The organism is Gaiella sp., from assembly GCF_035558935.1.
Taxonomy (GTDB): Bacteria; Actinomycetota; Thermoleophilia; order Gaiellales; family Gaiellaceae; genus Gaiella.
In genome coordinates, this window is sequence record NZ_DATMBZ010000095.1 from 24959 (window position 1) to 40891 (window position 15933).

The 15933-nt window shown below is 72.1% G+C and carries 19 protein-coding genes; 12 read left to right on the forward strand and 7 right to left on the reverse strand.

Going from position 1 to position 15933, the window contains the following annotated elements; all coding sequences use genetic code 11:
* Window positions 1–48: 48 nt before the first annotated feature.
* The gene (locus tag VNM44_RS09215; RefSeq protein WP_325625390.1) at window positions 49–849 is read left to right on the forward strand and encodes an ABC transporter permease; all 801 of its coding nucleotides are present in this window, start codon (window positions 49–51) and stop codon (window positions 847–849) included.
* Here VNM44_RS09215 and VNM44_RS09220 read toward each other — a convergent pair.
* Window positions 812–1615, reverse strand: a complete 804-nt coding sequence (locus VNM44_RS09220) for a hypothetical protein (RefSeq protein WP_325625393.1) — start codon at window positions 1613–1615, stop codon at window positions 812–814. The genes VNM44_RS09215 and VNM44_RS09220 overlap by 38 nt on opposite strands.
* Window positions 1616–1654: 39 nt before the next feature.
* Between VNM44_RS09220 and hemE the strand changes: the two genes are divergently transcribed.
* The 9 genes from hemE to VNM44_RS09265 are packed head-to-tail and all read left to right on the forward strand — an operon-like array spanning window position 1655 to window position 9122.
* Entirely contained in the window at window positions 1655–2686 is a 1032-nt protein-coding gene (gene hemE / locus VNM44_RS09225; protein ID WP_325625396.1) for a uroporphyrinogen decarboxylase, read from the forward strand.
* A complete protein-coding gene (gene hemH, locus VNM44_RS09230) occupies window positions 2683–3582 on the forward strand; it encodes a ferrochelatase (protein WP_325625398.1) in 900 nt (299 codons plus the stop codon). Before hemE ends, hemH begins: the two co-directional genes overlap by 4 nt.
* 8 nt (window positions 3583–3590) lie before the next feature.
* Window positions 3591–4790, forward strand: a complete 1200-nt coding sequence (locus VNM44_RS09235; protein WP_325625400.1) for an ABC transporter ATP-binding protein — start codon at window positions 3591–3593, stop codon at window positions 4788–4790.
* Entirely contained in the window at window positions 4787–5095 is a 309-nt protein-coding gene (locus VNM44_RS09240) for a hypothetical protein (protein ID WP_325625402.1), read from the forward strand. Before VNM44_RS09235 ends, VNM44_RS09240 begins: the two co-directional genes overlap by 4 nt.
* A gap of 37 nt (window positions 5096–5132) precedes the next feature.
* Window positions 5133–5714 carry an NTP transferase domain-containing protein gene (locus VNM44_RS09245; RefSeq protein WP_325625405.1) on the forward strand — a complete coding sequence of 194 codons (582 nt, stop codon included), beginning with the start codon at window positions 5133–5135 and terminating at the stop codon, window positions 5712–5714.
* The gene (cofD, locus tag VNM44_RS09250) at window positions 5711–6622 is read left to right on the forward strand and encodes a 2-phospho-L-lactate transferase (protein WP_325625409.1); all 912 of its coding nucleotides are present in this window, start codon (window positions 5711–5713) and stop codon (window positions 6620–6622) included. Before VNM44_RS09245 ends, cofD begins: the two co-directional genes overlap by 4 nt.
* Window positions 6619–7239: an NADPH-dependent F420 reductase gene (locus VNM44_RS09255; protein WP_325625412.1), complete on the forward strand. Its 621-nt coding sequence runs from the start codon at window positions 6619–6621 to the stop codon at window positions 7237–7239. The genes cofD and VNM44_RS09255 overlap by 4 nt, the downstream gene beginning before the upstream one ends.
* A gap of 17 nt (window positions 7240–7256) precedes the next feature.
* Complete coding sequence (cofE, locus tag VNM44_RS09260; RefSeq protein WP_325625414.1) at window positions 7257–8024, forward strand: coenzyme F420-0:L-glutamate ligase; 768 nt, start codon at window positions 7257–7259, stop codon at window positions 8022–8024.
* Between the two features lie 42 nt (window positions 8025–8066).
* Window positions 8067–9122, forward strand: coding sequence for a class II aldolase/adducin family protein (locus tag VNM44_RS09265; protein ID WP_325625415.1), 1056 nt, complete (start codon window positions 8067–8069; stop codon window positions 9120–9122).
* On the opposite strand, the gene VNM44_RS09270 is transcribed toward VNM44_RS09265, so the two are convergent.
* The 6 genes from VNM44_RS09270 to VNM44_RS09295 are packed head-to-tail and all read right to left on the reverse strand — an operon-like array spanning window position 9119 to window position 14618.
* Window positions 9119–9538 (reverse strand): vitamin K epoxide reductase family protein, encoded by a 420-nt coding sequence (locus VNM44_RS09270; RefSeq protein ID WP_325625417.1) that lies wholly within the window; start codon window positions 9536–9538, stop codon window positions 9119–9121. The two genes, VNM44_RS09265 and VNM44_RS09270, sit on opposite strands and share 4 nt — an antisense overlap.
* Window positions 9539–9549: 11 nt before the next feature.
* Window positions 9550–10284 (reverse strand): DsbA family protein, encoded by a 735-nt coding sequence (locus VNM44_RS09275; RefSeq protein WP_325625419.1) that lies wholly within the window; start codon window positions 10282–10284, stop codon window positions 9550–9552.
* Between the two features lie 53 nt (window positions 10285–10337).
* Window positions 10338–11219: a GerMN domain-containing protein gene (locus tag VNM44_RS09280; protein ID WP_325625422.1), complete on the reverse strand. Its 882-nt coding sequence runs from the start codon at window positions 11217–11219 to the stop codon at window positions 10338–10340.
* 32 nt (window positions 11220–11251) lie between these two features.
* On the reverse strand, window positions 11252–12331 hold the full coding sequence (locus VNM44_RS09285; RefSeq protein ID WP_325625424.1) for an FAD-dependent oxidoreductase: 1080 nt from the start codon (window positions 12329–12331) through the stop codon (window positions 11252–11254).
* 19 nt (window positions 12332–12350) lie between these two features.
* Window positions 12351–12728: a helix-turn-helix transcriptional regulator gene (locus VNM44_RS09290; protein ID WP_325625426.1), complete on the reverse strand. Its 378-nt coding sequence runs from the start codon at window positions 12726–12728 to the stop codon at window positions 12351–12353.
* A 60-nt stretch (window positions 12729–12788) separates the two neighbouring features.
* Window positions 12789–14618, reverse strand: a complete 1830-nt coding sequence (locus VNM44_RS09295) for a heavy metal translocating P-type ATPase (protein WP_325625430.1) — start codon at window positions 14616–14618, stop codon at window positions 12789–12791.
* A 116-nt stretch (window positions 14619–14734) separates the two neighbouring features.
* Between VNM44_RS09295 and VNM44_RS09300 the strand changes: the two genes are divergently transcribed.
* Entirely contained in the window at window positions 14735–15001 is a 267-nt protein-coding gene (locus VNM44_RS09300) for a helix-turn-helix transcriptional regulator (protein WP_325625433.1), read from the forward strand.
* A gap of 93 nt (window positions 15002–15094) precedes the next feature.
* Window positions 15095–15933, forward strand: an 839-nt coding sequence (locus VNM44_RS09305; RefSeq protein ID WP_325625438.1) for a hypothetical protein, incomplete at its 3' end; no start/stop codon positions are given.

Here is a 15933-nt window from a genome sequence, read left to right on the forward strand (position 1 = left end):
TGTGCCGAAGGGTAGCGGGCTGGTCGACCGGCCCTACAATCGCGCGCCATGAGCGTCTACGCGGATCTCCTTCGCCACCGCGAGCTGTTCGGGAGCCTCTTCCGCCGCGACCTGCGCGCGAAGTACAAGGGCTCGCTGCTCGGGCTCGCATGGACGTTGGCGCTGCCGGCGGCGCTGATGCTCGTCTACCTCGTCGTGTTCGCGGTGCTCTGGAAGGCGCAACCGACGGAGACGGACGACTACTGGCTCTTCCTGCTCTGCGGCCTGCCGCCGTGGGTGTTCTTCGCGACCTCGATCCAGAGTGGCGCGCGGAGCATCGTCCAGAACGCGCCGATCATCCGGAAGGTGCGTTTTCCGCGGCAGCTCGTGCCGCTCTCGGTCGTGGCGACGGAGGTCGTCGCCTTCGCCGCGATGACGGCGATCGTGCTCGCGCTCGCGCTCTGGTTCCGGCCCGAGAGCCGCGACCTCGCGTGGGTCGCGATTCCCGTCGGAGCGGTGATCGTCGTCTTCGTGGCGGGGGTCGCGCTCGCGCTCGCGTCGCTCAACGCCATCTTCCGCGACGTCGAGTTCGTCGTCTCCGCCGCGCTCCTGCCGTGGTTCTTCCTGACGCCGATCCTCTACCAGCTCGACGACCTGCCCGGCGCGGAGTCGCGGCCCTGGCTCGTCGACCTGCTCCGCTGGGGCAACCCGCTCACTCCGGCGGTCGAGGCGTACCGCGCGCCGCTGTACGAAGGCCAGCTCCCGTCGGCCGCGGACGCGCTCTACCTCTGTGTCGCGGCGGTCGCTGCCCTCGCGCTCGGTGCGCTCGTGTTCAGGTCGGTCGACGACCGGATAGCGTCGGAAGCCTGACGACGGCGCGTCCTTCGAAGAGGCCCTCGCCCACGTAGGCCGGCAGGCCCCGGTGCTCGGCGGGTAGCAGGCCGTCGACCAGCGAGGGGAGGAGCAGCGGCGCGTCGAGCCGGGGGTTGCGGCCGCCGGGCGCCCAGCGGTGGAGCGCGCGCGCGGTGCGACGCCGCTCGAGCGGGCCGCCCACCGGGACGAGCGCGGGCCCGACGGCCGCCCAACCTTCCGCGTGGGCATCGAGCACCAGGCGGGCCCAGTCGGGAGCCGGCTCTGCGCCCGCGACGAGGTGCGCCGTCGCGGAGGGCTCTTCCTCGACGACGGCCTCGTCCTGCGCCGCGAGCGCGCTCTCGGTGCGCGGGTCGGAGCCTCCGTGGACGACGACCGCGAGCCGGCGGGCCGCGATCAGCGGCGCGACCTCGACCTCGACGTCGTGCGGCTCGACCCCCACCTCGGAGAACCAGAACCGGTGCTCCTCCACGAGGTCGAAGCGGAGGACGTAGCGGCCCGGCGGCCGCGGGGCGTCGAGCTGCACGTCGAGCGAAATCTGCTCGCCCGGCGCGACCGGCCGCGGGAACGGCGTCCGCGTCCCGTCCCAGACGATCGCGTTGCCGTGGGTGTCGAGCCAGTGGTAGGAGAGCTGCAGGCCGTCCTCTCCGCGCGAGCGCCATGTCGCCGCACCGCCGTTCTCCAGGACGAGGCGCGCGGTCGTCGTCGCGCCAGCGCGCTGCGGCGCGAGCGTCGCCTGCCGCCAGAGCGGTGCGAGCGGCTCCACGCGGGCGAGTGTACGGAGCGCGGGGGCTACGCTCCTGTCGTGGCAGATCCGCTCCTCGTCCGTGCCGCGCGGCGCCAGCCTGTCGAGCGCACGCCCGTGTGGTTCATGCGCCAGGCAGGCCGGTCGCTCCCCGAGTATCGGGCGATCCGCGAGCGCCGCTCGTTCTTCGAGGTCGCGGGGACGCCCGAGCTCTGCGCCGAGGTGACGCTGCAACCCGTCCGCCGGCACGGCGTCGACGCCGCGGTGATGTTCGCGGACATCATGACCCCGGTCGTCGGGATGGGAATCGGCGTCGAGCTCGTCGAGGGCGTCGGTCCGGTGATCGACCGCCCGGTCCGGAGCGCCCGCGACGTCGAGCGGCTCCGCGTGCCCGACCCCGAGGAGGCGTTCGGCCATGTTCTCGAGGCGGTGCGGCTCGTCCGCGGCGAGCTCTCGCCGGAGCAGGCCGTGATCGGCTTCTGCGGCGGCCCGTTCACCGTCGCGGGCTACCTCGTCGAGGGACGGCCGAGCCGCGAGCTGCCGCGAACGAAGGCGCTGATGCTCGCCGAGCCGAAGACCTGGGACGCGCTGCTCGAGAAGCTTGCCGACACGTTCGCGGCGTACGTCGCCGCCAAGGCGGCTGCCGGAGCGGACGTCATCCAGATCTTCGACTCGTGGGTCGGGACGCTCTCGCCCGGGCTCTACCGCGAGCGCGTCGCTCCGTGGAGCGCGCGAATCCTCGCGGCCGTCGACGTGCCGACGATCCACTTCGGCACGGGCGCCTCGCACCTCCTCCCGGACCTCGCCGGGGCGGGCGGCGACGTGATCGGCCTCGACTGGCGGCTGCCGCTCGACGAGGGATGGGCAGTCGTGGGCGAACGGGCCGTGCAGGGCAACCTCGACCCCGCGACGCTGCTCGCTCCCTGGGAGGCGGTCGAGCGGGAGGCGACCGACGTGCTCGCACGTGCGGCGGGCCGACCGGGGCACGTCTTCAACCTCGGCCACGGCGTGCTCCCCGACACGGATCCGGATGCGCTCACCCGTCTCGCACACCTCGTCCACGAGCGCACCGAAGCGACCCTCGCGGCATGAGCGATCCGGCCGTGATCCTCATGGCGTACGGCTCGCCCGACCGGCTCTCGGACGTCCCGGCGTACTACGCCGACATCCGCGGCGGCCGTCCCATCCGGCCGGAGCAGCTCGACGACCTCGTCGCGCGCTACCGAGCGCTGGGAATCGACGACGCGCAGGGGCCGTCGCCGCTCAACGCGATCACCGAGGACACCCGCGCCTCGCTCGAGCGCGTGCTCGGCCTGCCGGTGTTCACGGGCATGCGCCACTGGCAGCCTCGGATCGGCGCGGCGGTGGAGGATGCCCTCGAGCGAGGTCACGACACGCTCGTCGGGCTCGTGCTCGCCCCGCACTGGTCGTCGCTCTCGATCGCGAAGTACCTCGAGCTCTTCGAGCAGGCCGTCGCCCGGCGCGCGGAGACGCGCTTCGTGCGCGAGTGGGGGACCGAGCCCGGGTTCGTCGAGCTGCTTGGGCAGCGCATTCGCGCTGCGCGTCGAGCGGATTCACACGTCGTCTTCACGGCGCACTCTCTGCCGGCGAGGATCGTCGAAATCGGAGACGCGTACCCGGAGTCCCTGCTCCAGACGGCTCGTCTGGTCGCGGATCGCGCAGCGATCAGCGACTGGTCCTTCGCCTTCCAGAGCGAGTCGCCGACTGGAGAGCCGTGGCTCGGGCCGGACATCCTCGACCACCTGACGGAGCTGCGCCGGAGCGGCGTCGAGGAGGTTCTCGTCTGCCCGGTCGGGTTCGTCTCCGACCACCTCGAGATCCGCTGGGACATCGACGTCGAGGCCGTCGAGCGCGCCCAGGAGCTCGGCCTGCGGCTCACACGGATCGCGATGCCGAACGCCGACCCGGACTTCGTCGAGACGCTCGCGACGATCGTCCGCCGCGAGCTCGCAGCGGTAACGGCGTAGGGAGAGGCGTGCGCGCGGGCGAGATCGCAGTCGAGGGCGTCTCGCGGAGATTCGTCGTCCGCGCCCGCGAGACGCACACGCTCAAGGAGCTCCTGATCGCGCGCGGCCGCGCCGAGGCGCAGGAGGTCTGGGCCCTCCGGGACGTCTCGGTCGCAATCGCCCCGGGGGAGGCCGTGGGGTTGGTCGGCCGCAACGGCTCGGGCAAGTCGACGTTGCTGCGCCTGATCGCCGGAATCATCCGCCCGACCATCGGCCGCGTAACGACCGAGGGCCGGATCGGCTCGCTGCTCGAACTCGGCGCCGGGTTCCATCCCGACTTCACGGGCCGCGAGAACGTCGAGCTGAACGGGGCCCTCCAGGGGCTCTCACGCGCCGCCATCCGCGATCGATTCGACGAGATCGTGGCCTTCGCCGAGCTCGAGGACGCGATCGACCGACCGGTCAAGACCTACTCGTCCGGCATGACGATGCGGCTCGGGTTCGCGATCGCGGCGTTCCTCGAGGCCGACGTCCTCCTGCTCGACGAGGTGTTCGCCGTGGGCGACGAGAGCTTCCAGCGCAAGTGCTTCGGCGTCATCGCGGCGTTCAAGGAGCGCGGCGGCACGATCCTCTTCGTCTCCCACGACGCGTCGGCCGTCGAGCGGCTCTGCGACCGCGCGGTGCTGCTGCGCGGTGGGCGGCTCACCTTCGACGGGCCGGTGCACGACGCGATCACGCGGTATCGGCGCGCGCTCGCCGAGGACGGAGAGTCGCCCGCAGTCAACGGCAGCGCGACGGCGGCCGGCTCGGGCGAGGCGCGGATCTCCGCCGCCCGCCTGGTGGCCGCCGACGACGCGCCGCGCGACCGGTTTCTCGCAGGCGAGCCCTTCGGCCTCGAGGTGGGCTTGTCGGGCTCGGCGACCGCGCCGCGGCTCCACGTCGAGATCCGGGACGGGACGGGCCTGCTCGTCGCCGAAGACGTCGCGGAGACGGGGCGACACGGCTGGGACGGCGCGGACGACGGCCTGACGTTGCGGTTCGACGTCGACTCGCCGCCGCTCCAGTTCGGCCGCTTCGAGGTCACGCTCGCGCTCGTGGGCGAGGACGGCAGGCTCCTCGACCGCCTGCCGCGCCCGCTGCCGCTGCTCGTCTACCCGGACGACGAGAGCCGCGGCCTCGTCCGTCTCGAAGGAACGTGGCGCCGCGGCGCGAAGGACGGGTTTCTATGAGCTACAAGACCTGCCCGGACTGGCCCGCGCTGATGGAGCTCGCCCCCGATCTCCAGTTCAAGCACATGACGGTCCGCGATGCGCAGCTTCCGTTCGAGGTGGTGGGGCAGATCCGGAGCTCGCTCTCGCTCGAGGACGTGGAGATCTGCTGCGACGTCGAGCACCACGTCGTCAACGCGGCCCACACCCATCCGGAGGTCGTCGCGGCGCTCGAGGGAACTCACTGGTTCGAGGTCAACGAGTGGGCGACGACCGGGCCAGGCGCCGACGCCGGCTCGAGCGGTGCGGCCCCGCACGCCGCCTGAGCTCCTCCGGCACGATTCGCGCACGTAGGCTCGTCCCGTGCTGACCGTGATCCCGTTTCGCGCCGGTGGCAAGAGCCGCCTCCCCGAGGAGCTACGACGGGAAGTCGCCCTCGCGATGCTCGGCGACGTCGTCGAGGCAGCGGTCTCGACCGGCGACGTCCGCGTGGTGACGAGCGATGCGGCCGGCAGGCTCGTCGCGACCGACCTCGGTGCGGAGGTGGTCGACGACCCCGGCGAAGGACAGGGCGCGGCCGTTGCGGCGGCGCTCGAGGGTGCGCAGGGGCTCTGCCTCGTCGTCAACGCGGACCTCCCGCGCGTGCGGCCGTCCGACCTGAACGCGCTCGCCGTGCCTGCCCTGCTCGGGAAGCTCGGGCTCGTCCCGGGGCGCGACGGCACGACGAATGCGCTGGGTCTGCCGAGCGCCGGCGTGTTCGCGCCGCTCTACGGCCCGGGGAGCGCCGGCCAGTTCCGGGCGCATGCGTCGGCACTCGGGCTCGACTTCGAGGAGCTCACGCTCTCGAGCCTCGTCGACGACGTCGATACCTTGCTCGACCTCGAGCGCGTCGGCGCGCGCCCGGGAACCCGCACCGCGGAGCTGCTGGACGCCATCACACCGTGAGGGTCGTCTGCCTCTCGGGCGGCGTGGGCGGCGCGAAGCTCGCGCGCGGCCTGCACGACGTGCTCGGTCCCGGCGAGCTGACCGTGATCGGCAATGTGGGCGACGACGTCGAGGTGCTCGGCCTGCATGTCTCGCCCGACCTCGACTCCGTGCTGTACGCGCTCGCCGGCCTCAACGACGAGGAGCGCGGCTGGGGCAGGGCCGGGGAGTCGTGGCGGACGCTCGGATCTGCGAAGGCGTGGGGCGGCGACGGCTGGTTCCTCCTCGGCGACCTCGACCTCGGGCTCCATCTCGTTCGCACGCAGGCACTCCGGCGCGGCGAGACCCTCTCGGCGGTCACGGCGCACCTCGTCGAGCAGGCCGGCCTCGCGACGCGTCTGCTCCCGGCGACGAACGATCTCGTGCGGACGTCGGTCGTCACGCCGTCCGGGACGTTCTCGTTCCAGGAGTGGTTCGTCGGGCGGCGGCACGAGGACGAGGTCGACGGGATGATCTACGACGGCGCAGGCGTTGCGCGCGCGGCGCCCGGCGTCGTAGAGGCGGTCGAGGGCGCCGACCTGCTCGTGTTCGCGCCCAGCAACCCGTTCACGTCCATCCAGCCGATTCTCGCGGTTGCGGAGATCCGTGAGGCGCTCGCTTCGCGGAAGGTGCGCTCGATCGCGGTGAGCCCCCTCGTCGGTGGCCGCGCGGTGAAAGGCCCGCTCGACCGTATGCTCACCCGCATGGCCGGCGGCACGTCGCCCCAGCACGTCGCAGGGTGCTACCCCGGGCTCGTCGACGCGCTCGTGATCGACCGGGCCGACGCGCCCGCCGAAGCGGAGGTCCCGCTCGTGATCGCCGAGACGCTGATGACCGACCGCGACGCGGCCAGCCGTCTCGCCGAGGTCGTGCTCGAGGCGTCTCGATGAGGATCGCGATCGTCGGCGGCACGGGAAGCTTCGGCCTCGCGCTCGGCCAGCGCCTCGCCGCCGCGGGATACGACGTCGTGATCGGCTCGCGTGACGCCGATCGCGCCGCCGAGGCTGCCGCCGGGATCGGCGTTGCGGGCGCCGCCAACGCCGACGCCTGTCGCGAGGCCGACCTCGTCGTCCTCGCCACGAAGGCGGAGGCTGCGGTCGACACCGCCCATGGGCTTCGAGAGGCGATCCGCACGACGCCGGTTCTCTCCGTCGCCGCGGAGCTGACGTTCGGACCGAGCGGCGTGCTACCGACCGCGGAGGCGACCTCGGTCGCCGCGCGCATTCAGGACGTCCTCGACGCGCCCGTGATCGCGGGACTGCACTCGCTCGCCGCCCGGAACCTCGGCCGCGACGAGCCGCCCGAGGAGGATGCGCTCGTCTGCGGCGACGACGCCGAGGCGAAGGCGATCGTGCTCGAGCTCGCCGAGCGGATCACCGCGGGCCGCGCGGTCGACTGCGGGCCGCTCGGCTCCGCGCGAGCCCTCGAGGGCCTCACCGCCGTGATCGTCAACGTCAACAAGCGCTACAAGGCCCACGCCGGCGTCCGGATCTCGGGCATTCCCTGAGGCTCTCGGGCAGAGGCGTGTCGAGTAGAGACGTCAGTCCGCCGGGCGTCGTCAGCGCGATCCCGCTCGAGGGGCTGCCGGAGCTCGAGGAGAGCGACGACCTCGCGCTCCTGCTCCACGCCGCCGCGGCCCGGGCCGGCGGCCTACGAGACGCCGACGTCGTCGTCGTGGCGCAGAAGGCCGTCTCCAAGGTCGAGGGCCGGGTCGTCCGGCTGGCCGACGTCGAGCCCTCTGCGCGCGCGATCGAGCTGGCGGGGCCGGATGGGGATCCGCGCCAGGTCGAGACGATCCTCCGCGAGAGCGTCGACGTCGTGCGCTCGCGGCCGCCACTCGTGATCGCCGAGACCCGCCACGGCTTCGTGTGCGCGTCCGCCGGCGTCGACGCGTCGAACACGCCCGCAGAGGACACCGTCGTCCTCCTGCCCCTCGACCCCGACGCCTCGGCCAGGCGTCTCCGCGAGCGGCTCGTCGCCCTGGCCGCTGTCGACGTCGGCGTGATCGTGAGCGACTCGTTCGGGCGCGCCTGGCGACAGGGGACGACCGACGTCGCGCTCGGGGTCGCCGGGATCACGCCGCTTCTCGATCTCCGCGGCACGGCCGACGCCCGTGGCCGCGAGCTCGAGACGACGCAGATCGCCGTCGCGGACGAGATCGCGGCGGCGGCCGAGCTCGTCCTCGGCAAGGCGCGGAGCGTTCCCGCAGCGATCGTCCGCGGTGTCGACGTCCGGGGCGACGGCAGCGCAGCGGAGCTCGTGATGCCCCGGGAGCGAGACCTCTTTCGCTGAGCGCGGGAAGGTTTCCTGGAGTCGGCGCGGTAGAGTTGCGCCATGCGCACGTACGCGATCTGGGGCACCGCGACGTCGCCCGCGCACGAGGCCTGGGTCAGGTCGATCGGGGCGGAGTTCGAGTCGGACGGGTTCCGGCTGGTCGACGACATCGCCGACGCGGACTTCGTGCTCAACATGTTCGACGCGTCCGAGCCGCGGGCATTCCGTCGTCAGTCGCGGGGCACGTACTCGGCCTCGTTCTACGAGCTGGACGAGCTGCCCGAGGATGTGCTGAAGACGAGCTACCCGATGCTCGTTCGCACGCTGGCCAACGTGGTGGTGCTCCACGTCCCCGGTCGCGGCGTCTGGTTCACGACGATGGAGCGCGGCACGTACAAGATCTCGGACGAGCCCCACGAGGTGTTCGAGCGGCTCGCCCCCCTCGCGAAGTCGAAGCTCGTGATCGACAACGAGTTCGTCGCCGACCTCGAGCCGGAGCTCTGGGACGGCGACGAGGTCACGGCCGACATCGGGGCGGCCGGCAAGCGGATGCAGGAGCTCGACCTGCTCCCGGCACCCTTCCCGGTGCACGAGTACCTCGAGGAGCGCGACCTGCGCCACGTGATGCGGCTCTACCAGGTCGGCGGGCTGTCGTACGGCAACCTCTCGGCGCGGAAGGACGCGACGCGCTTCTGGATGAGCGCGAGCGGTGTCGACAAGTCGCAGCTCGAGGTCGCCGGCCGCGACATCCTCATGGTGACGGGCTACGACGAGCCGAACGCCAAGATGCTGATCAGCGTGCCGCCGGGCATCGAGCCGCGCCGAGTCTCGGTCGACGCGATCGAGCACTGGATGATCTACCAGGCGCATCCCGACGTCGGCGCGATCCTCCACGTGCACGCGTGGATGCAGGGCATCGCCGCGACGGACATCAACTACCCGTGCGGCACCCAGGAGCTCGCGGAGTCGGTCTCCGAGCTGATCGACCGCGAGCCCGACCCGGCGCATGCGGTGATCGGCCTGCGGAACCACGGCATCACCGCCACGGGCGACAGCCTGACGGAGATCCTCGACCGCATCGAGTCGAGCATCCTCCGGCAGGTGCCGATGACCTAATCGACTTCTCGGAGACTCCACGCGCGCCACACGGTGGTGACGGCGAGGAGCGGGACGATCACGAGGTCGTTGACGAGGCACCAGATACACCAGGCGTCGATCACGAACGCCTGCAGCACGATGAGATAGACGGCGAACCCGGCGGCGACGAGCGCAATCGCGGCGGAGAGCGTGCGGGCGAGCTCGCTGTCCCACGCGACGAGAACGAGCACCGCGACGTAGCCGAGGAGGCCGAGCAGCGCGACGGGGATGCCCGCGAGCTCGGCGTACGAGGAGTCCTGGACCGTCTCGCACCCGCCACCGCTCGTGCAGATGAGCGCGTCCGGCTGGTAGTGCACGTATGTCAGGTAGCCGGCCACCGCGACGCCCGCCAACGCGACGAGCGCCACGGCGGCCCGGAGCGCGCGGTCGCTCACGATCCGCCCCCTCAGCCGGCGAGCGCGTCGTCGAGGATCGTGCGGAACTGTTCGACGGCGAAGGAGCTGGGGTGCACCTGGTATGGCTCGCCGTCGCCCACCTGCACGTAGAAGGTCGGCGTGCCCGGCACCTGCCGCTGCGTCGCCTCGGCCGCCATCGACTGCATCTGTTGCTGCACGACGGGGGACGACGCGTCGGTCTGGAGCTTCGCGTAGTCGAGTCCCAGGTCGCCCGCGATCGTCTCGAGCAGCGAGTCCGTGACCCAGCCGGAGTTCTCGGCTCCCTGGTTCGCGTAGAGCGAGTCGGCGAACTGCCAGAGCTTGCCCTGCTCGCCGGCCGCCAGTGTGTACTCGAGCGCCTTCGTGGAGTCCGGCCCGAGGAAGTGCATCCCGACGAAACGGAGCTTCACCTTGCCGGGCTTGACGTACTCGTCCACGACGCCGGGGAAGCCCTCCTGCTGGTAGTCGCGGCAGATCGGGCACTGGAGGTCCTCGAACTGGATCATCGTCACCTTCGCGTTCGCCGAGCCGAGGACCGCCCGGTCCTGCGGGATCCCGTCGAGCAGCGTCGAGACCTCGCCGGTGTCGGCGGTCGTGGTCGTGTCACCGCCCGAGTCGCCGCCTCGGAGCGCGAGGCTCGCGACGACCAGAACGACGACGACCGCGGCGGCGGCTCCCGCAGCGATCAGGAGATTCCTGTTGCCCGACTTCTTGGCGGGCGGCGGCTTGCGTGGCTTGGGTGGCATCGAGCGTCAGTCTGCCAGCGTCACGAGGGCTGGGTCTAAGTAGTCGTCCGTAGTCAGCCGCTCAAGACGAGCGGCACGCGGACGACGTGGAGCGGCGTGCCGTCCTTCGCCGACGCCTCGTAGGCGACGACGGTCACGACGCCTTCGTGCCCGGGCAGCGGCAGTGTCGTGTCGAACGTGCCGCGCGTGCCGTTGCCGGAGGTCGCCGTCGTGAACGTCCGCTTCAAGAGCTTGCCGCCGGCGTCGCGCACGTCGATCGAGACCGTCGCCTCGAACACATTGGCCGTGCCGCGCAGCCGAACCGGGCTCGTGACCGTGTCCCCCGGGAGCGGCGACTCGACGAGGATCTGCGGCGTCTCGTCCTCGATCGCGGCGCGTCCGAGGGGCGGATCGACGACGACGCCCTCGCCGCCGATCGTCTCGACGGGCTCGCCGTCGACCCGGAAGGCGACCCGTTCGACACTCGGAAACCGGGTCAGCGTCGCGACGACCTGTGCGACGCGGCCGAGCATCGACGCGCTGCCGCCGCCGTCGTCGAAGCTGCCGCCGAGGTCGACGGTCGCGACGCCGTCGGAGAGTGCGATGTCCCGGAGCTCCGTTCCCTCCGGGATCGCGCTCGAGAGACCGTCGGTCGACTCCTCCTCCGTCGGGCCCTGGAGGAGCGCCGTGATGGCCGCACGGGCCACGGCAGGCGTCGCGGCGACCGTCCGCCGGACCGGGCTCACCTTCCCGTCGCGCAGGAAGTAGACGGCCACGGACGATTGCGCCGGGGTCGTCGTCCCGTCCGTCGAGGTCGAGGTCGAGGTCGAGGTCGAGGTCGGCGTCGGTGTCGTGTCGACCCGGCCGGCCTCTTCGCCCCCACCGTCGCAGCCGGCCACGACGAGCGCTCCGAGGACGAGCGCGACCACGGCAGGGATCCTCGTGAGACGCGCCATGGCGTGCATCGTGCAGACGAGATGTTCGGAAATCAGTCGGCGGCCTCGAGCGCGAGCGCCGCGAGCGTGCGGCCGACGACCGGCGCGAACTTGAACCCGTGGCCGGAGCACGCAGATCCGATGACGACGCGGCCATGGCGCTCCAGCACGAACCCCTCGTCGGCGGTGTTCGTGTAGAGGCACGTCTCCGCGCCGAGCCGCTCGCCGACGTCCACGTACCGGCGGACGGCCCATTCGGAGACCCAGTCCGCGATGGCGGCCGTCGGTGTCGGCTCGTCGTCGGGGTCGGTGACCGGCCCGGAGTGGTGCAGGCCTGCCTTGAGGCCGACCCCGGGAGCGGCCAACGCGTACGCGGACTGTCCGACACGGTCGATGCCGCCCTCGCCGGCAGCCGGACGCGCGTCGTAGTCGATCAGCGGAGGAACCTCGCCCGCGCTCGGGACGTCGAGGTACACGACGGTCTCGCGTGTCGGGACGACCGCGAGGTCTATCCCCGCCGTCCCGAGCAGCCGCGGCGACCATGCCCCCGCGGTCACGACAACGGCCCGCGCCGTGAGCTCCGCGCCGTCGGTCGCAACGCGTACCTCCCCACGGTCGAGCGCCAGCGCGCGGACGGGAGTCTGTTCGCGCAGCTCGACACCGCCGGCAACCGCCCCCGCGACGAGCGCCGCATGGGCGCGATCGGCCCGCGTGACGCCGCCGTCGGGCTGGTACACCGCAGTTTGGCCCTCGTCGAGGCGAAGAGGCCATCGGGCGCGCACCTCGTCCGCCGAGAGGGTCTCGTACCGGGCGCCGCACGCCGCGAGGGCACGCTCGGTCTCGCGGGCGACGGGGCCGAGGTCGAGGCAGCCGGCCCGCTCGATCAGTCGCTCGCCGCACTCCGACTCCAGCCTGCGCCACTCGCCGTCGGCGCCGAGCGCCATGCGGACGAACCGCGGGTCGGGGTAGTTCAGCCGAAAGATTCGCGACGTGCCGTGGCTCGAGCCGCGCGTGTGCCCCAGCTCGAACTGCTCGAGCAGCAGAACGGTGCCCGCGTACCCCGCGAGAGCGCGCGCGGTCGCGGCGCCCACGATGCCGGCACCGATCACGACGATGTCCGCGTCGCGCGGCACGGAGCGATCGTACGCGGCGTCAGGCGGCGGGACGCGCCTTGGCGGCGTGGGTCGCCGCGCGGGCCAGCGCGCGGTACGCCTTGACGAGCTCGTTCCGGTCGCCGGCGGCTTCCGCGACCTCGACGGCGGTCATCGCGTCCGACACGCGGGCATCGATCCGTTCGCGCCCGTAGGCGAGGGTGGACTCGCTGACGCCGATCCGGCGCGCCAGCTCTCGGATCACCTGCAGCGACGGGATCCGCTCGCCGCGCTCGATCCGCGAGATGTAGGCGGCGCTGCAGCCGGGGAACGCGAGCTCGCGCTGGCTGATCCCCGCGGCCTCGCGGGCCTCGTGCAGACGACGGCCGACGGCGACGGGATCGTCGTAGTGCGGAGTCCTCGGACGCTTGAGCTCCACGACCTCCCATGATGGCACGCCCGTCGTCGAGCGCAAATGGCGCCGCGCCGATGGTCTGGACTATTCACGGAGGGCGCGTAGCGCATTGAGGATCACCGCCACGTCGATTCCCTCCTGAAGGAGAGCGCCCCAGACCGGAGGGAGGTACCCGAAGGCCGCGACGACCATCGCGCCCACGGAGAGCCCGAGGCCGAAGACGACGCTCTGGCGCGCGATTCGCAGCGATCGCCGCCCGACGTTCACCGAGAACGGGATGCGGTCGGCCTGGTCGACGACCACTACCACGTCGGCGGTCTCCGACGAGACGGTCGCACCCTTGCTCGCCATCGCGATCCCTACGTCCGCGAGCGCGAGCGCAGGCGCGTCGTTGATTCCGTCGCCGACCATGACGACCGTTCCCTGGCTCCGCTCGCGGAGGTCCCTGACCACCTGCAACTTGTCCTCGGGAGACTGCTCCGCGTAGACCTCGTCGATCCCGAGCGACGCCGCGACTTCCCGGGCCACCTCGATCCTGTCGCCGCTGACGAGGGCGACATGCTCCACGCCGGCCTCGCGGAGCTCGTGCGCGACGGCCTCCGCCCCCGGACGGAGATGATCGGCCATCACGATGACACCCTCGAGCTCCCCGTCGATCCCGACGAGGATCTTCGCCCGCCCCGCTCCGCGCCCGTCGTCGAGCGCCCTGGCGTGGTCGCGAACCGACTCGTAGCCGCGCGCCTCGAGCCAGCCGCTCGATCCGACCGTGACGCGGTGCCCGTCGACCACGCCGGCCACCCCTCTGCCCGGCTCCTCGGTGACGCCGGTCGGCGTCATGAGCCGGATTCCCCGCTCCTGCGTCCCTCGCACCAGGCTCTCGGCGAGGACGTGGGCGGAGAGCTGTTCGAGCGAGGCCGCAAGACGAAGCGTCTCCTGGGCGGGGAGGGCGCCCAGCTCGACGACCTGCTCGATCTCCGGGTCCCCGCTCGTGATGGTGCCGGTCTTGTCGAGCAGCACCGTCGACGTCGTTCCCAGCCGCTCGAGCACACCGGCGCCCTTGACGATGACGCCGGCACCAGCTGCACGCGAGAGGCCACCGACGAAGGCGATCGGCGCGGCGAGGATGAGCGGGCACGGGGTCGCGACGACCATCACCGCGAGACCGCGGGTGGGGTCGCCGGATGCGGCCCATGCGATTCCGGCCACCGCGAGCGAGAAGGGAAGGAAGACCGCCGCGTACCGGTCGGCGAGCCGCGTGAACCGCGCCCGATCGCTCTCCGCCGTGCGGACGAGCCGCACGATCGACGCATAGGCGCTCTCCGCGGCGGACCGCGCCACGACGATCTCGAACGCGTTCCCCGCGTTGGTCGATCCCGACCGCACGTCGGCTCCGTCGGGGAGCGTCACGGGAAGGGGCTCCCCCGTGAGCGCCGACTCGTCGACGACGGCGTCGGCACCCGACACGACGCCGTCCGCGGGCACGATCTCGCCGGCGCGCACGACGACCACGTCATCCGGCACGAGCTCCTCCACGGCGACCTCCTCGACGCCGTCCCCCGCATAGCGGTGGGCAATGCGCGGAGCGCGCTCGACGAGGAGTCGCAGCTCACGCCGCGCCCGGCCGGCCGCCCATGCCTCGAGGGCGCCGCCGCCGGACATCATCAGCGCCACGATCGCCCCGGCGAGCTGTTCGCCGAGGATCAGGGCGCCGGCGATCGCGACGAGCGCGATCGCATCCACGCCCACGTCGCCCTCGAGCAGGCTCCGCGCCGTGTCGATCGTCAGCGGCACGAGAACCACCGCTGCGCCGAGACCCCAGACCGCGTCCGCCCAGCCCGGCTCGCCGAGGAGCCAGAGCGCGCCACCGGTCACGATCGCCGTGAGCGAGACAATCGCAAGGACGCGGTCCTTCACGAATCTCATGGTGCCCGCGCCCGGGCGAGGAGGTTCGGTGGAACTGCGAGGGTTACACCCCGGTTTACACCCCCCGACGAATGGATCCCTCGAACGGGGGACGGAAGAATCGCGCCATGACGAGGACGACCACCACCGCAGAGTCGCCGCTGACCGATCGCCAGCGCGAGGTCGTCGCGCTGATCGCGGCCGGGTGCTCGAATGACGAGGTGGGGCGGTCCCTCGGGATCTCCTCGCGTACGGCAAAGGCACACAGTGACGCGCTGCGGGTGAAGCTCGGCGTCGCGCGCCGGAGGCAGATTCCCGCCGCGTTCCGCTTGCTCACCGGTGAGGACCCTTACGTCCCCGCCCTCGTCAGGCTCCGGCCCCCGCGGAGCCGCTGACGGCAGGCGCCCGCGGCCCGCCGAGGCCGGCCGCGGGCGCCATCTTCCTCACAGGCAGGGAAGGGGCGTGTAGGTTCACCCCGTCGATCTCGGATGGCAGATGAGCCACGGAAGCCGAGAATCCGTCGGCGCCGGATCATCGAGCGGCCCCGACTGATCCATGCCCTCGACCGGTCGAGCGCCGGCCTGCGGATGCTCGTGGGCGGCTCGGGCTTCGGGAAGACGACGCTGGCCGAGCAATGGGCTCCGCGTGACGGCCGTTCGCTCGGCTGGTTCCGCGCGCATCGCTCGGCCGCAGACGTGGCCGTGGTCGCGCGCGGTCTGTCGACCGCCGCGGCGGTCAGCGTCGCCGGAGCCGGTCGACGAATGCTCGAGCGTCTGACGGTCACCGAGGATCCGGAACGTGAGGCGATCCTCCTTGCCGAGATGCTCGTCGAGGATCTCCAGGACTGGCCCGACGAGGGATGGATCGCGATCGACGATTACCAGCACCTCGCCGTCTCCGCGGCTTCCGAGGCGTTTGTCCAGACCATCGTCCAGCAGACGCCGGTACGAATGCTTCTCGCGAGCCGCGTGCGACCTTCCTGGGTCAGCGCCCGCAGCATCCTGGACGGGAAGGTGCTCGAGATCCCCCAGGCGGCGCTCGCGATGGGTGCGGAGGAGATCGAGGAGGTGCTCGAAGGAGCCCGCACCGAGCTGACGGCCGGTCTGCTTGCGCTGGCCGGAGGCTGGCCCGCCGTCGTCGGGCTCGCGGGCATGGCCCCGGACGCTCCGTACCCGGACGCCGATCGCCCCGAGACGCTCTACGAGTTCTTCGCCGAGGAGCTCTACCGTGGCCTCGACCCCACGGTCCAGACCGGCCTCGCCGTCCTTGCCGCGATGCCGCTCGTCGACCGCGAGCTGGCGGAGACGATCCTCGGCCCCGAGCGAGC

Bases quoted from the DNA above. Each gene is read 5' to 3' on its own strand.
- VNM44_RS09215 (WP_325625390.1), top strand. From the start codon at position 49: ATGAGCGTCTACGCGGATCTCCTTCGCCACCGCGAGCTGTTCGGGAGC.
- hemH (WP_325625398.1), top strand. From the start codon at position 2,683: ATGAGCGATCCGGCCGTGATCCTCATGGCGTACGGCTCGCCCGACCGG.
- VNM44_RS09240 (WP_325625402.1), top strand. From the start codon at position 4,787: ATGAGCTACAAGACCTGCCCGGACTGGCCCGCGCTGATGGAGCTCGCC.
- VNM44_RS09255 (WP_325625412.1), top strand. From the start codon at position 6,619: ATGAGGATCGCGATCGTCGGCGGCACGGGAAGCTTCGGCCTCGCGCTC.
- VNM44_RS09265 (WP_325625415.1), top strand. From the start codon at position 8,067: ATGCGCACGTACGCGATCTGGGGCACCGCGACGTCGCCCGCGCACGAG.
- VNM44_RS09275 (WP_325625419.1), bottom strand. From the start codon at position 10,284: ATGCCACCCAAGCCACGCAAGCCGCCGCCCGCCAAGAAGTCGGGCAAC.
- VNM44_RS09280 (WP_325625422.1), bottom strand. From the start codon at position 11,219: ATGGCGCGTCTCACGAGGATCCCTGCCGTGGTCGCGCTCGTCCTCGGA.
- VNM44_RS09300 (WP_325625433.1), top strand. From the start codon at position 14,735: ATGACGAGGACGACCACCACCGCAGAGTCGCCGCTGACCGATCGCCAG.